We start from the raw sequence: 14,767 nt of genomic DNA, 5'->3' as shown, positions 1-14,767 counted from the left end.
GTCAATCGTTGGTAAGAGCTTGCTAACAGTACAAAATCAGCCATGTGGACAGCCAGGACGAGGACGAGTGCAAGCGGCGGCTCTGGTGGACGAGGGCGGAGGCCGTGGCCGTGGTGGTGCCCGCGGCCGTCATGCTCGCGCTGGGGCTGTGGGGTCTCGACCGCGGCGGAATGTGGGGCGACGAGGGCGTCACGTTCCTGGTGGGGCGGCGCACGGTGCCGCAGATCTGGCGGCTGCTGCACGGTGTGGACGCGGTGCACGGCCTGTACTACCTGTTCATGCACGTCGTCCTCGCCGTCCGCCCCGACGAGGTGGCCCTCCGCCTGCCGTCCGTGTGCGGAGCGACGGCGACGGCGGGCCTGGTCGCCGCCCTCGGCGTACGCCTGGCCCGCCCCCGGGTCGGCCTCTGGGCCGGCCTGCTCTACGCGATCACCCCGCTGACCGGCCACTACGCGCAGGAGGGCCGGTCCTACGCCCTCGTCGCGGCGGGCGTGGCCGGCGCGACGCTGCTGCTGGTGCGGGCACTGGACGAGCGGCCGGGGCGCGGGCGGTCCTGGTGGCCGTACGGCGCTGTCCTCGCCGTGACCTTTGTGCTGCACGAGTTCGCGGTCCTGGTGCTCTGCGCGCACGCGCTGACCCTGGCGGCGGCGCGGGTGCCCAGGGCGGTGTGGGCCGGCTGGGGCCGTGCCGTGGGTGTGGCGGGGGGTGTCCTGCTGCCCTTGGCGTGGGTGTCCCAGCGGCAGTCGGGGCAGGTGGCGTGGCTGAGGACACCGGACTGGGACACGACGGAGCGGCTGGCCCGGGAGTTCCTCGCCGTCGCCCCGACCGGAGTCGTGTTCTGGACCTCGGTCCTGCTGATCCTGGTGGGACTCGGCGCGGGACGGCTCGCGGCGGTCGCCCTGCCGTTGCTGGTGGTGCCGCCGGTGCTGCTGCTGACGGTGTCGCAGTTCCGGCCGCTGTTCCACGAGCGGTACGTGCTGTACGCGCTGGCGGGGGCGCCCTTGCTGGCGGCGGCGGGCGCGGACCGACTGGTCGGGGTCATGGGCCGGCTGCGCCTGAGGAGCCCCGCTCCGCCGGTCGCCCTCGCCGGTGTCCTCACGGTCGCCGTCGCCTTCCTCCACGGCCTGCCGACCTACCGGAACGACCGCTCCCCGGCCCACCGCCCCGAGAACCTCGCCGCGGTCTCCGCCCTCGCCGGTCGTGAGATGCGGCCCGGTGACCCGGTGCTGTTCCTGCCGTCGTTCTGGCGGGTGACGGCGTTGGCGTATCCGGGGCCGTTTGTCGGTGCCCGGGACATGGCGTTGGGGGAGTCGGGGTCCGGGTCGGGGACGCTCAGCGGGCGGGAGGTGGCGCCGGGGGAGTTGCGGCAGCGGCTCGCCGCCGTGGACCGGGTCTGGATTGTGGCGCAGTCGAATCTGCTGCCCTCCCGCTGGGTTCCCGGTGACCCGACCGATCAGGTCAAACTCGACGTCGTGGACGAGGAGTTCGCGCGTCGGCAGGAGTACGTCCGCGGGCGCGTGAAGCTCGGCCTCTACGTCCGCCGTATGCCTCCGCCGGTGCTCACGGGTGCTCCGGCGTCGCCGCCTCCGACAGTGCCGCCGCGTCCAGCGCGCCGGTGAGTTCGTCGAGGCGCTCACGCAGGGCGCGGATCTCGTCGATGTCGAAGCCGGTCGCGCCGAGGATGCGGCGCGGCACGTTGAGGGCGCGCTCGCGCAGGGCGACGCCCTCGTCCGTGAGCCGTACCTCCACCGAGCGCTCGTCGCGGGCGCTGCGCTCACGCCGTACCAGACCGGCCGTCTCCAGCCGCTTGAGCAGCGGGGACAGGGTGCCGGAGTCGAGTCGCAGGTGTTCGCCGAGCTTCTTGACGGGCAGTTCGCCGTGCTCCCACAGCACCAGCATCACCAGGTACTGCGGGTACGTGAGCCCGAGGTCCTTGAGGATCACGCGGTAGACGCCGCCGAACGCGCGTGACGCGGCGTTCAGGGAGAAGCAGATCTGCTGGTCGAGGCGGAGCCAGTCCGTGCTGGGGGAGGCGGCGGGAGTGGTGGTCATGCCTCCAGGATAGCGCTAGCGGGCCATTTAGTTGTGTGCAATTGAATTGTGTGCTCTACTTATCGTCGTGAGGCGGTCCGGACACCCGGGCCGGCCACCCCCGTAAAGACTTCTGAAAGACCAAAGACCTCTGAGAGGGACGGTTTCCATGGACGCGATCTACACCGCCGTAGCCACCGCCACCCACGGCCGTGACGGCCGTGCCGTCAGCAACGACGGCAAGATCGACCTTCAGCTCGGCATCCCGGTCGAGATGGGCGGCAACGGCCAGGGCACCAACCCCGAGCAGCTGTTCGCCGCCGGTTACGCCGCCTGTTTCGGCAGCGCCCTCGGCCTCGTGGGCCGGCAGGCGAAGGTCGACGTCACCGACGCGGCCGTGACCGCCGAGGTCGGCATCGGCAAGCAGGGCGAGGGCTTCGGCCTCAAGGTGACCCTGCGCGTCGAGCTCCCCGACACCGTGGACGAGGCGACCGGCCGCAAGCTGGTCGAGACCGCCCACCAGGTCTGCCCCTACTCGAACGCCACCCGCGGCAACATCGAGGTCGACCTCGTCATCGAGTAGTCACTACGACGCTGCTACGACCCCGGCGACGAGCGCTGATCACCTCGTCGCCGGGGTCGACGGCTTGCCCCGCGTCACCTCGCCGCGCGAGCCGGTTCCCCAACCCCCTGCCCCGGAACGGGCGTTGACGTCGGCAGAGCCACCGCCGCCTTCCCCCGCACCACGGTCTCCAGCAGCAACGGCACTCCCACCACCGGCAGTAGCCACACCAGCACGATCAACCGCCCACCCCACACGCTGATGTCGGGATGCGCGGCCTGCGTGAGAATCCCCGTGAACGCGGCCCCGGTCAGGAACACCCCGAACGCCGGCCGCCGCGAAGCACCCCACACACCCGCCCCCAGCGCAGCCGCGAGCATCGGCTGCCACAGCTGCTGCCGCGTCCACTCCAGCCAGAAGTTCGCTTCCAGGTGCAGGAATTCGGGCCACAGGCGGGTGCGGTCGGGGCGGGCGTAGTGATCCGTGAGCAGGTCCTGAAGACTGTCGGTCTGGGACGGATAGTGCAGCGCGCTCGCCAGAACCAGCGTGCCGAGCACGGCAGTTGCCCCGAGCACGGCGACCGCCACCAGCGCGCGCCCCGGAGCCCGCCCGCGCCGCCACCGTCCTACGGCGACCAGCGCGCCCGCACCCGCCAGGCACAGCCCGAGGAACAGGGACTGCGAGTGCTTGACGGTGAAGAGGAGCACCAACGAACCGCCCACCAGGGCGAGTCCGACGCGCGTCCGGCGCCCCTTCAGCACCAGCGCGCAGCCCCACACCGCCGCCAGCGTCAGGGCCGTCATCAGCCCCTCGGTCATCGGGCGCATCGACGTCGTCCCGCACGGCAGGACGTAGTAGAGGGCCTGCCCGGTCAGCGCGAGCGGCACCGACACGGACAGCGTGCGCAGGATCAGGAAGACGAGGATCCCGCCCGCGACGGTGAGGACGACACTGGCCGACCACATCCCCCAGACCGGACCGAGCAGCGTCACGAACGGCACCAGGAACACCGGGTATCCGGGCCGCACTTCGAAGATCCGCATGAACCGTTCCGACGTGAACGGCGTGATGAACCCGCCCGTCTGCCCGGCCCGCAGCCGCGCGTCCACGCCCCGCCACTCCGCCGCCCGGCACTTCTTCGCGACCCGCGCGGCCGGGTCCTTGCCGTGGAAGTTCAGCGGGTTCACACTCTGGTCGCGCCGCGCGTTCGCCCCCTGGCTCGCACAGGAGTAGTCGATGGCGACGGTCGCGGCCTCGCGCTCGCTCGCACCGCGCAGACTCATCGCGTACGACAGGTAGTTCTTGGTGTCGGGGGTCGCCCGGCCGGTGACATTCGCGAGTTGAAGCACCGCGAACACGGCGGCCAGCACCAGCACCCAGGTACGCGGCCTCATGAGGACGCCAACTGGTCGTGCGCGCCGGCGGGGGAGGGGACCCGCGCGCCGGACTCGGTCTGCGGCTGCCAGTCCTCCTCACCCAGAAGCAGTGTCCGTACGACCCTCTCGGCGGCCCGTCCGTCCTCGAACTCGCAGTACTGCGACCGGAATTCGGACCGCAGCCGCGTCGAGTCCTCGTCCCGCCAGGCGCCCGAGGCGAACAGCCACGCCAACTCCCGGTAGGAGCCGGACACATGGCCCGGTGGTGCCGCGGTCACGTCGAAGTAGGTGCCCCGGCTGGCCGCGTACGCCTCCCGGTCGTCGGCGTGCAGCACGATCGGCCGGTCGAGGTTGGCGTAGTCGAACATCAGGGCCGAGTAGTCGGTGACGAGCGCGTCGGAGGCCAACATGACGTCTTCCACCGAGGGTTCGTCGGTCGCGTCGACCAGGACTCCGCGCCGGTGCAGGTCCGCGAGGCCCATGCCGCGCGCGGGGCCGGTCGCGAGGGTGGGATGGAGGCGGACGACGAGGGTGTGGTCAGGGCCGAGATCCTCGGCGAACCGGGCCAGGTCCAGCCGGTCGACATGCCCGCCCCGGATGTACTCGCGGCGGGTCGGCGCGTACAGCACGACGGTGTGCTCGGCGGGGATACCGAGCCGCTCCCGAACTGCCGCCCCCGCTGCCGGTGTTGCGCCGACGAGGACATCATTGCGCGGACTCCCCGTCCGCACCGACGCGAAGTGGCACGGATACGCCCGCTCCCACACCAGTTCCGAGTGGCGGTTGGCGACCAGGCTGTAGTCCCAGCGGTCGGCGCGGCGCAGCATCTGCGGGATGTCGAGGCCGTACCGGGCGCCGGGCTTGTCCAGCAGGTCCGCCGCCATGTACTTGAGCGGGGTGCCCTGGTGGGTGTGGACGTAGACGCTGCCGGGGCGCTTGGTGAGGGTGCCGGGCCAGTTGACGTTGTTCACGAAGTACTGGGCGCGCGCGGTGAGTTGGTGGTAGCGCGGGGTGTTGAGGAGGACGTGCTCGACGTCCGGCGGCAACAACGCGGCCTGTTCCGCGTCCTGTACGACCCACACGCCCCGGAGGTGCGGGGCGATCTCCCGCGCCTTGTAGTACACGGCGGCCGGGTCGCCGAGGACCCCGAGGTGCGAAAAGGCCGAGTAGACAACGAGGTCGGGGTCGAGCGACCGGCGGGCGTGCAGCGCGGCCCAGCCGCCCTTGACCTGTTGGGCCGCCGACTTGCGTGCTTGCAGCGCCCGTCGTTCGAGCTGCCGGGCGGCCCGGCCCGCCTGTCGCCGCACCCGGTACCGCGCGTAACTGCCTTCCAGAGCACGGACTTCGGCGTCCACCGACGCACCATCGGGCTTGTGCTTGGCGAACAGCTCGGCCGTACGGCGAAAGAACTCGGCCTTGTCGGACGGGGGCAGCCGGTCCGGCTTGCCGAGGATGTCGAGACAGTGCTCGCCCATCTTGCGGTGCAGGTACGGCCGCCAACTCGCCAGCTCCGGGCGGGAGTCGACGAACGCGAAGACCCGCTCGTACTGGTCGTGGATGTCGAAGTGCTTGCGGCTGGTGGTGGACAGGATGTTGCCCTGACGGCGCTGCCGGTAGTTCAGACAGATCCGGTCGAGGGTCGCGATCCGCTCGGCGCTGAGCAGCACCGGGAACGTCCAGGGCGTGTCCTCGTAGTAGCCCGGCGGGAACTCGAAGCCGTGCTTGTGGACGAACTCCCGGCGGTACACCTTGTTCCACACGACCATCAACAGGTCGAGGATCTCCGGGTGTTCGGCGACCGTGAAGGTGTCGTCGACCTCCGTCAGGACGTGCGCGAGGACGTTGCGCCGGGTGCCGCCCCACCAGTAGGTGCGCGCGTAGTCGAAGACCAGGACGTCCGGGTCGCCGCTCGCGTCGAGCCGGTCGGCCATCGCGCGCAACGCGCCCGGGGTGAGGGTGTCGTCGCTGTCGAGGAAGAACAGGAAGTCGCCGGTGGCCAGGGGCATTCCGGCGTTGCGGGCACGGCCGAGGCCGACGTTCTCCGGCAGGTGCAGCACCTGTACGCGCGGGTCGCGGGCCGCGTACTCGTCGAGGATCGCGCCGCAGCCGTCCGGCGAGCAGTCGTTCACGGCGATCACTTCGATGTCCTGGTAGGACTGCTCCAGAACCGAGTCGAGGCACTCGCGCAGAAAGCCCTGCACCTTGAAGACGGGGACGATGACGCTGAAGCGGGGCACTTCGGGTTCAGCTCCTTACGAGGGTGGCGGCGGGGGCCGGGACGCGCTCCGCGAGCGGGATCACGGGCGGGATCGCCTCCGGCGGCTCGCCGAGGAACACCCGGCGTACGACCCGCTCGGCGGCCAGTCCGTCGTCGAACTCGCAGAAACGGGACCGGAATTCGGCCCGCAGGGCGGTGGACGCCTTGTTCGCGTACGAGCCGTCGCGGAACACCTGGGCCAGTTCCTCGGGCGTGCTGGTCACCGGGCCCGGCGGCGCCTCCATGAGGTCGAAGTAGACGCCCCGCGTCTCCCGGTAGACGTCCCAGTCGTCGGCGTACACGACGATCGGCCGGTCGAGGTTGGCGTAGTCGAACATGATCGACGAGTAGTCCGTGACCAGCGCGTCGGCGGCCAGGCACACGTCCTCCGAGGAGCGGTGCCCGGTCACGTCGATGATCCGGCCGCTGCTCTTCGCCCGGCCCTGGTCGTAGAAGTAGTGGGCGCGCAGCAGCACGACCACGTCATCGCCGGCCGCCGCGCAGAACGCCTCCAGGTCGAGGCCGGTGTCGAAGCCGGTCTGGTAGTCGCGGTGGGTGGGCGCGTACAGGACGGCCGTCTTGCCCTCCGGGACGCCCAACTCCCGCCGTACACGCGCTACTTCGTCCGCCGTGGCCGTGCAGTAGACGTCGTTGCGCGGATAGCCGTACTCCAACGCCTCGTACGAGCCCGGGAAGGCGCGCTCCCACATCTGGGTGGAGTGCCGGTTGGAGGAGATGTTGTAGTCCCAACGGTCCACCCGGCCCAGCAACTTGGCGAAGCTGCCGGTCGCGGCGGCCACCACCGGGTACGTCGACTGGTCGACGCCCATCTTCTTCAGCGGGGTCCCGTGCTGCGTCTGCACATGCACGCTGCCGCGCCGCTTGACGACGCCCTCCGCGAAGTTGGCGTTGTTCACCAGGTACTTGGCGCGCGCCAGCACCTCCCAGTAGCGCCTGCTGCCGACGATGGCGTGCTCGACGTCCTTCGGTACGGCGTCCACCGCGTCCGGCTCGACCAGGAACACCGAGCGGATGTGCGGGGCGAGTTCGCGCGCCTTGGCGTGGATCGTGGCCGGGCTGCAGGCGTAGCCGCGTCCCCAATAGGCGCTGTAGACAGCCAGGTTGGGGTCGAGCGGGCGGCGCAGGTCGCGGGCGTAGCGCAGGCGGGTGCGCAGCATCCGGGGGCGCGGGACCCGCTCGGCCGCCCCCGACGCCTTCCGGTTGGCACCGCGCAGCGCCCGGAACGCCGTGTACGCCCCCGACGCCAGCAGCCGGTGCTGCACGCCCACACTCCCGCCCGGCGCACGGAAACCGGCGGGCCGGTGCGTGCGGTAGAGCCGTCCGGCCCGGCGGAAGAAGGCGCGGTGCCCGGAAGGAAGCCGTTCGGGGCGGGAGGCGGTCTTCAGCACCACGGCGAAAAGCTGCTCGAACAGGGCGTGCGACCGCTCGGGAGCCAGACCCTGCGCCGCGGTGAGCACCAGGCCTGCCTGGTCGAGGAGTTGGTGGTGGTGCTCACCCGGCAGGTTGAGCCGGCTGCCCTGCCTGCGCAGCAGATGCCGTACGACCACCGAGCGCAGGACCGCCACCCGCTCGGCGGCGACGGTGACCAGGCCGCCCCAGCCCAGGTCCGTGAACCGGCCTTCAGGGAAGGTGAGTTGGTGGGTGGTGAGGAAGGCGCGGCGGTAGGCCGCGCTCCACGCCGGTAGCTGTACGCCGGTCAACTGTGGTGCCTGGGCGGTGGAGAAGGCGCCCGCCGGGGTCTTCGCCAGCAGCGGGGCCGCCGGGTTGGTGGGCTCGCCCTCCCACCACGGGGTCCGCTCGTGCTCGAAGTACAGGACGTCGACGTCACCGGTTTCGGTCAGCCGGGCGTCCAGCGCGGCCAGTGCGCCCGGGGCGAGGGTGTCGTCGCCGTCCAGGAACAGGACGTAGGCGCCGGTCGCCGCCCGCAGGCCGGTGTTGCGGGCCCCGCTCAGGCCCGCGGACGGCGGTGAGTTGACCGGGGCCACCCGCGAGTCCCGTCCGGCGTGGCCGGTGGCGACGTCGGCGGCCGGGGAGCCGGGGGCGTCGCAGACCGGGATCAGCTCGAAGTCGCCGTAGGACTGCGCGAGGACCGAGTCCAGGGCCAGGGACAGCCGGCCGGCGACCCCGTGGGACGGGACGATGATGCTGAAGCGGGGCATTCTGTTCTTTCTCCAGTGGTCCGGAGGGGAGGTTCCCGGTCAGTGCGCGCGGCGGCCGGGGCGCCCGATCGGACGCCAGGTGGTCGGCCGGGTCGGCGTCGGCCGCGAGGGGCTTGATGGCATGCGAACTCCCCGGTGTGGGAACGGCGTTCAGAGGCGGTCGGTGACGGGCAGGGACGTCGTGGGCTGCGGCACGGTGGTGAGCGGGGAGCGCGTGAGGCTCGCGGCGGCCGACGGGACCGGGTGGCGCTCGGCGAGCGGGATGACCGGCGGGAGGTCGGTCTCGCCCAACACCACGTGGCGTACGACCCGTTCGGCGGCGCGGCCGTCGTCGTAGGGGCAGAAGCGCTCGCGGAACGCGGTGCGCAGTTGGGTCGAGCGGGAGCCGCGCCAGTGGTCGGTCGCGAAGATGTCGATCAGCTCGTCCTCGCTGCGCGCGACCGCGCCCGGCGGGAAGGCCCGCAGGTCGAAGTAGGTGCCGCGGGCCGCCTCGTAGGCCTCCCAGTCGTCGGCGTGGATGACGATCGGGCGGTCGAGGTTGGCGTAGTCGAACATCAGGGACGAGTAGTCGGTGACCAGCGCGTCGGAGGCCAGGCAGAGGGACTCGACGCTCGGGTGGTCGGTGACGTCGATGATGCGGCCGGACGTGTGGGCGGTGAGCGGGCCCTCGTGCCAGTAGTGGGCGCGGGCCAGCACGACGAAGCGCGGGCCGAGGCGGCGCAGGACGCGGTCGAGGTCGATGTGGGCGCGCTGAACGCGGCGGTAATCGCGGTGAGTTGGGGCGTAGAGGAGGGCGATCGTGTCCTGCGGGATGCCGAGGGACTCGCGCAGGCGGTGCACGTCGGCCGAAGTCGCCTGCTGGAACACGTCGTTGCGGGGATAGCCGTAGGCGAGCGTGGTGTAGCTGCCGGGGTAGACCCGCTCCCAGGTCAGGGTGGTGTGGCGGTTGGGGGACAGGACGTGGTCCCATTTGTCGACGCCCTTGAGGAGCTCGCCGAAGTCCATGTCCCGTGCGGCTGCCGGGCGTTCCTGGAGGTCGAGGCCCATGTGCTTGAGGGGCGTGCCGTGTTGGGTCTGGATCATGACCTGGCCGGGGCGCTTGACCAGGCGGCGGTCGAAGTTGACGTTGTTCACCAGGTACTTGGAGCGCGCCAACGCCGTCCAGTAGGCAGCCGTGTTCGGGCGCAGCCTGCGGGTTGCGGCCGGGATGGTGTGGTGGTGCTCGGGGCGGGCGATCCACGCGGTGCGGATGTGCGGGGCGTGGGTGCGGAACGCCGTCTCCAGTGCGCCCGGGTTGCAGCTGTGGCCGCGGCCCCAGTAGGCGGCGAACACCGCGCGATTCCTTAGCGGGAGCCGGAGTTGGACGCGGTAGTGCAGCTGGAGGACGGCCGCCTTGAGCGTGCGGAGCGCCTTCGCGGTGAGCTTGACCGCGCTGCGGCGCCAGCTCATCGCCCGCTGCACGGCCCGGAACGTGCGGTGGACGCCGAAGTGGACGAGCGTGTGGCGCATCCGGGTGCGTACCGGGACCGTGGTGCCGGGGATGCGGTAACGGCGGTAGTGGGCACGGGCCTTGCGCAGGAACTCGGCGCGGGTGCCGCGCGGGAGGCGGTCGGGCTTGGTGAACACGGTCGCCAGGTGGTCGACCATGCGGCGGAACAACACCGGTCGCCACTGGGCGAGTTCGGGGCGTGCGTCGACGAACGCGAAGACACGGTCGTACTGGTCGAAGACGTCGAAGTGCTTACGGCTGGTCGTGCCGAGGATGTTGCCCTGGCGGCGCTGGCGGTAGTGGACGCAGACCCGGTCGAGGGTCGCGATCGTCTCGGCGGCCATCAGGACCGGGTAGGTCCACGGGGTGTCCTCGTAGTAGCCGGGCGGGAAGGCGAAGCCCTCGCGCTCGACGAACTCCCGCCGGTACGCCTTGTTCCAGGCCACCATGATGACTCTGAGGAGGCCCGGGCGGTCCTCCAGGCGGAAGGGCGCCGGGCCCTGTTCGGTCAACTGGACGGCGACCTTGTTGCGTTGGGCCTCGCCCGACCAGAAGGTGCGCGCGTAGTCGAAGACCAGGACGTCCGGGTCGCCGGTCTCCTTGATGCGGTCGGCGATCGCGCGCAGCGCGTCGGGCGTGAGCGTGTCGTCGCTGTCGAGGAAGACGAGGTAGTCGCCGGTCGCCTGTTCCAGACCGGCGTTGCGGGCACGGCCGAGGCCCTGGTTCTCGGGGAGATGGACGGCGCGCACACGGGCGTCGCGGGCCGCGAACTCGTCGATGATCGCGCCGCAGGCGTCCGGCGAGCAGTCGTCGACCGCGATCAACTCCAGATCGGGATACGACTGGGAGAGCACCGATTCCAGGCATTCGTGCAGGTACGCCTGGACCTTGTACGCGGGGACAATGACACTGAACCTGGGCAAGGGACATCCATGGGTCGGTCGGCGCGGGCGTTCTGCCCGGGAACGGCCGATGGAGTGACTTGGTTACGCCGCGTACGGCATACGGGGGACCCCCGGTGAACGGGAAGAGGCGGACCGGTGACGGCCCGCCTCCCGAAATATGCCTGGTTCGTTGCTGTTTGAGGGCTATTTGACCGCGCCTGCCATCACACCGGTCACGAACTGCCGCTGGAACGCGAAGAACACGGCCAGCGGGATCACCATGGAGATGAACGCACCGGGTGCCAGTACGTCGATGTTGTTGCCGAACTGGCGTACCTGCGTCTGCAGTGCGACCGTGATCGGCTGGGTGCTGGACTTCGTGAACACCAGCGCGACCAGCATGTCGTTCCACACCCACAGGAACTGGAAGATGCCCAGACTCGCGATGGCGGGCCCGCCCAGCGGCATCACGACGCGGGCGAACAGCCGTAGCTCACCGGCGCCGTCCAGCCGTGCCGCCTCCAGGAGTTCACGCGGGATCTCCGCGAAGAAGTTCCGCAGCAGGAACACCGCGAACGGCAGTCCGTAGCCCACATGGAACAGGATCACCCCGAAGATCGTGCCGAACAGGCCGAGTTTGCCGAAGAGTTCGGCGATCGGGATCAGCGCCACCTGCACCGGCACGACCAACAGGCTGACCACGCCCAGGAACCACCAGTCGCGGCCCGGGAACTCCATCCACGCGAAGGCGTAGCCCGCGAGCGAGCCGATCACCACGACGAGGATCGTCGCCGGAACCGTGATCAGGACCGTGTTCCACAACGAGTTGGTGATGTCGCTGTTCTCCAGCAGCGTCTTGTAGCTGTGGAAGGTGAGTTGGGAAGGTTGGCTGAAGACCTTCCACCAGCCGCTCGCGCTCATGTCCTCCGGGCTGCGCAGCGAGGACAGCAGCAGTCCGAGCGTCGGCACCAGCCAGAACAGGCCGACGACGATCAGGAACACCCGGACCAGACCCCCGCTCGCCGCCGCCGCGAGCCGCCCACCGAGCGACTCCCGCGCCTTGACGACCTCAACCGGCCCGGTTTTCGCGAGACTTCCGGCATCCGTGGTCATCGCCGTACCTCCCGCCTGAGCCTGCGCACATTGAAGAGCATCACCGGAATCACCAGCAGCAGCAGGAACACCGAGATCGCGCTGGCGATCCCCGGCTGGTCCTCCGAGAAGCCCTTCCGGTACAGCTCCAGGGCCAGCACGTTCGCGTCGTCCTGCGAGGAGCCCGGGGCGATGATGAAGACCAGGTCGAAGATCTTCAGCACGTTGATCATCAGCGTGACGACGACGACCGCGAGCACCGGCGCCAGCAACGGCACCGTGACCCGGCGGAACACCTGCCACTCGTTCGCGCCGTCGACCCGCGCCGCCTCCAGCAACTCCCGTGGCACACCCGCGAGTCCGGCGGCGATCAGCACCATCGCGAACCCGGCCCACATCCACACGTACGACCCGATGATGGCGGGCGTGACGAGCGACGGGCCGAGCCACTCCACGCCGTTGTACGGCGCCTTGAAGTTGCTTGCCGGGAGCCGGAGTTGGGCCCCGTCGGCCTTGGCGGGCAGTGCGAAGGTGCCGTCGCCGGCGGCCTTCGTCGACGCCACCACCTTGCCGTTCTTGACGGCCTCGATCCTCATCCCGCCGTAGCCGAGTTCGGACGGGTCAACCGCGCCGAGCCTGCCGACGCCCTTGCCGCGGGTGAAGTCCTGCCAGGTCGTGCCGGTGATCTTCCCCGGTTCGGCCTTCGCGGCCACGGCCTTCTTCGCGCTGCCGGGCAGCTGGTCCGGGGCGACGCCGACCAGCGGGAGCGTGACGGTCTGGCCCGTGTGGACCGTCGTACTGGTGATGAAGCCGCCGTGGTCCGCCTTGAGCGGCGACTGCCGGCCCGGGTGGGCGTTGGGGAACGCCGAGGCCGAGGTGAACGTGTCGTGGATGCCGACCCAGACCGCGTTGGCGACGCCCTTGTGCGGGTCCTGGTCGTAGACGAGGCGGAAGATGATGCCGGCGGCCAGCATCGAGATGGCCATCGGCATGAAGACGACCAGCTTGAACGCCGTTCCCCAGCGCACCCGTTCGGTCAGTACCGCGAAGATCAGACCGAGGACGGTGGCGACCGTCGGCGCGAAGATCACCCAGATGATGTTGTTCTTCAGGGCGGTGCGGATGCCGTCGTCGGTGAACAGGGCCTTGTAGTTGTCGAATCCGGCGAAACCGTCACCGGCCTGGTTGCCGAAGCTGCGGACCAGCGAGTACCCGATCGGGTAGACCACGAGCGCGCCGAGCAGCACCAGGGCGGGCAGCAGGAACAGCACTGCCACGGTCCTGCGGGTGCCGGTCACGCTCTTGCGACTGCGGGGAGGGACGGGGGCCCCGGGGGCCTCCGCCGCTGCCGATGCCATCTCGGGATCAGCTCCCGCTCGCGTACGCCGCCGCCGCGTCCTTCTCCAACTGCGCCTGCGTACCCGCGATGTTGGTCGGGTTCTTCAGGAAGTCCTGGAGGTCCTTCCACTCGCCCTTGCCCGGTGTACCGCCGAAGGACTGCGGGGCCTGGTCGGACATGTCGAAGCGGAAGTCGTCACCGGCCGCGATCAGCGACTTGGCGATCGTGCGCTGCACCGCGTTCGGGTACGCCGAGTCCGGCACGTTCTTGTTGGGGGAGAGATAGCCGCCGAGCTTCGCCTGGATCGTCGCCGCGTCCGGTGAGGCGAGGAACGTCGCCAGCGCCTGGGCCGCCTTGGAGTTCTTCAGGATGACGGCCGCGTCGCCGCCGGAGACCACGGGCGAGGTGGAGCCCACCGCCGGGAACGGGAACACCTTCGCGTCGGTGCCCACCTTCGCCTTCGTCTCACCGATGTTGACCTGCACGAAGTCGCCCTCGTAGACCATCGCGGACTTCGGCTGGTCGCCGCCGGTGAAGGTCTGCGTCACGGACGCCGGGAACTCGGTCTGGAGGGCGCCGTTCTGACCGCCCGCGATGTACGCCTTCTTGCCCCAGATCTGGGCGAGCGTGGTGAGGGCCTCCTTCACGGAGGGGTCCGTCCACTTGATCTTGTGCTGGGCGAGCGCGTCGTACTTCTCCGGGCCCGCCTGCGAGAGGTAGACGTTCTCGAACCAGTCGGTGAGCGGCCAGCCGTCCGCGCCCGCGATCGAGAACGGGGTGACCCCGGAGTCGTAGACCGTCTGCGCGGTCGTCAGCAACTCCTGCCAGGTCTTGGGCTCCTTGGCGCCCGCGTTCGCGAAGACCTTGGCGTTGTACCAGATCAGCGACTTGTTGGCGGCCTTGTAGTACACGCCGTACTGCTTGCCGCCGACCTTGCCGATGTCCTGCCAGCCCTGCGAGTAGTTCTTCTGCAACTCCGCGATCGCTTCGGGTCCGAGGGGCTTGGCCCACTTCTTGTCGACGGCCTGTTTGATGGCGCCGGGCTGCGGCAACAGCGCCACGTCCGGCGGCTGGCCGCCCGCGATCTTCGAGCCGAGGAAGTTGATGATCGGGTCCTGGGCGGGCACGAAGGTGACCTTGGCGCCCGTGCGCTTCTCGAACTCCGCGAGGACCGTCTTGAAGTTCTTCTGCTCGGCACCCGTCCACACGGCGGCCACTTCGAGGCTCGCGCCGTTCAGCTTGGGGAGGGTGACCGTGCCGGTGCTCTCGGAGGGGGTGCTGGATTTGCCGCTGTCGCTCTTGTTGCCGCTGCCGCCGCAGGCGGTGAGCGAGAGCGCCAGTGCCCCCGCGGCGACAACTGCCGCTGTGCGTACGGTGGTACGTGTCCGGTTTGTGCTGCTCGTGCTGCGCATCACTGCCCCGTTCTTCGTTCTTCGTCGAACGCTCGAACGCTTCCGTGCGCACTGGTCTACGCCCGGTACTTGAACGCGGCAAGATGGCGTCCGCTGTCAAGTACGGGATCGTGATTGTGTCGTGACGTGGGGTTGTGTGGGCAAC

Annotated in this window: 10 protein-coding genes; 2 read left to right on the top strand and 8 right to left on the bottom strand. The window is 70.1% G+C overall.

What is annotated here, in order from left to right; translation table 11 throughout:
- The first annotated feature begins 44 nt into the window (after window positions 1-44).
- A complete protein-coding gene (locus tag AB0I69_RS43980) occupies window positions 45-1,619 on the top strand; it encodes a glycosyltransferase family 39 protein (protein ID WP_363101442.1) in 1,575 nt (524 codons plus the stop codon).
- Here AB0I69_RS43980 and AB0I69_RS43975 read toward each other — a convergent pair.
- Complete coding sequence (locus tag AB0I69_RS43975; protein WP_363101441.1) at window positions 1,561-2,052, bottom strand: MarR family transcriptional regulator; 492 nt, start codon at window positions 2,050-2,052, stop codon at window positions 1,561-1,563. The two genes, AB0I69_RS43980 and AB0I69_RS43975, sit on opposite strands and share 59 nt — an antisense overlap.
- A gap of 148 nt (window positions 2,053-2,200) precedes the next feature.
- Between AB0I69_RS43975 and AB0I69_RS43970 the strand changes: the two genes are divergently transcribed.
- A complete protein-coding gene (locus AB0I69_RS43970; protein WP_019056748.1) occupies window positions 2,201-2,614 on the top strand; it encodes an organic hydroperoxide resistance protein in 414 nt (137 codons plus the stop codon).
- A gap of 74 nt (window positions 2,615-2,688) precedes the next feature.
- Here AB0I69_RS43970 and AB0I69_RS43965 read toward each other — a convergent pair whose 3' ends face one another.
- The 7 genes from AB0I69_RS43965 to AB0I69_RS43935 form a co-directional block, all read right to left on the bottom strand.
- Complete coding sequence (locus tag AB0I69_RS43965) at window positions 2,689-3,987, bottom strand: hypothetical protein (RefSeq protein WP_363101440.1); 1,299 nt, start codon at window positions 3,985-3,987, stop codon at window positions 2,689-2,691.
- Complete coding sequence (locus tag AB0I69_RS43960; protein WP_363101439.1) at window positions 3,984-6,206, bottom strand: CDP-glycerol glycerophosphotransferase family protein; 2,223 nt, start codon at window positions 6,204-6,206, stop codon at window positions 3,984-3,986. Before AB0I69_RS43960 ends, AB0I69_RS43965 begins: the two co-directional genes overlap by 4 nt.
- A gap of 7 nt (window positions 6,207-6,213) precedes the next feature.
- Window positions 6,214-8,406: a CDP-glycerol glycerophosphotransferase family protein gene (locus AB0I69_RS43955; protein ID WP_363101438.1), complete on the bottom strand. Its 2,193-nt coding sequence runs from the start codon at window positions 8,404-8,406 to the stop codon at window positions 6,214-6,216.
- Window positions 8,407-8,556: 150 nt separating this feature from the next.
- Window positions 8,557-10,818 (bottom strand): bifunctional glycosyltransferase family 2 protein/CDP-glycerol:glycerophosphate glycerophosphotransferase, encoded by a 2,262-nt coding sequence (locus AB0I69_RS43950; protein ID WP_363101437.1) that lies wholly within the window; start codon window positions 10,816-10,818, stop codon window positions 8,557-8,559.
- Between the two features lie 165 nt (window positions 10,819-10,983).
- Window positions 10,984-11,892, bottom strand: coding sequence for a carbohydrate ABC transporter permease (locus AB0I69_RS43945; RefSeq protein ID WP_363101436.1), 909 nt, complete (start codon window positions 11,890-11,892; stop codon window positions 10,984-10,986).
- Window positions 11,889-13,229, bottom strand: a complete 1,341-nt coding sequence (locus tag AB0I69_RS43940; protein WP_363101435.1) for a sugar ABC transporter permease — start codon at window positions 13,227-13,229, stop codon at window positions 11,889-11,891. The genes AB0I69_RS43945 and AB0I69_RS43940 overlap by 4 nt, the downstream gene beginning before the upstream one ends.
- A gap of 7 nt (window positions 13,230-13,236) precedes the next feature.
- Complete coding sequence (locus tag AB0I69_RS43935; protein ID WP_363101434.1) at window positions 13,237-14,622, bottom strand: ABC transporter substrate-binding protein; 1,386 nt, start codon at window positions 14,620-14,622, stop codon at window positions 13,237-13,239.
- Window positions 14,623-14,767: the final 145 nt, after the last annotated feature.

The sequence above is a fragment of the Streptomyces sp. NPDC050508 genome (assembly GCF_040655155.1).
In the GTDB taxonomy this organism is placed as follows: Bacteria; Actinomycetota; Actinomycetes; order Streptomycetales; family Streptomycetaceae; genus Streptomyces.
This window is presented reverse-complemented; position numbering and strand designations above follow the sequence as displayed.

Coding starts and splice junctions, on each gene's coding strand:
- AB0I69_RS43945 (WP_363101436.1), bottom strand. CDS start 11,892: ATGACCACGGATGCCGGAAGTCTCGCGAAAACCGGGCCGGTTGAGGTC.
- AB0I69_RS43965 (WP_363101440.1), bottom strand. CDS start 3,987: ATGAGGCCGCGTACCTGGGTGCTGGTGCTGGCCGCCGTGTTCGCGGTG.
- AB0I69_RS43970 (WP_019056748.1), top strand. CDS start 2,201: ATGGACGCGATCTACACCGCCGTAGCCACCGCCACCCACGGCCGTGAC.
- AB0I69_RS43955 (WP_363101438.1), bottom strand. CDS start 8,406: ATGCCCCGCTTCAGCATCATCGTCCCGTCCCACGGGGTCGCCGGCCGG.
- AB0I69_RS43940 (WP_363101435.1), bottom strand. CDS start 13,229: ATGGCATCGGCAGCGGCGGAGGCCCCCGGGGCCCCCGTCCCTCCCCGC.
- AB0I69_RS43935 (WP_363101434.1), bottom strand. CDS start 14,622: ATGCGCAGCACGAGCAGCACAAACCGGACACGTACCACCGTACGCACA.
- AB0I69_RS43975 (WP_363101441.1), bottom strand. CDS start 2,052: ATGACCACCACTCCCGCCGCCTCCCCCAGCACGGACTGGCTCCGCCTC.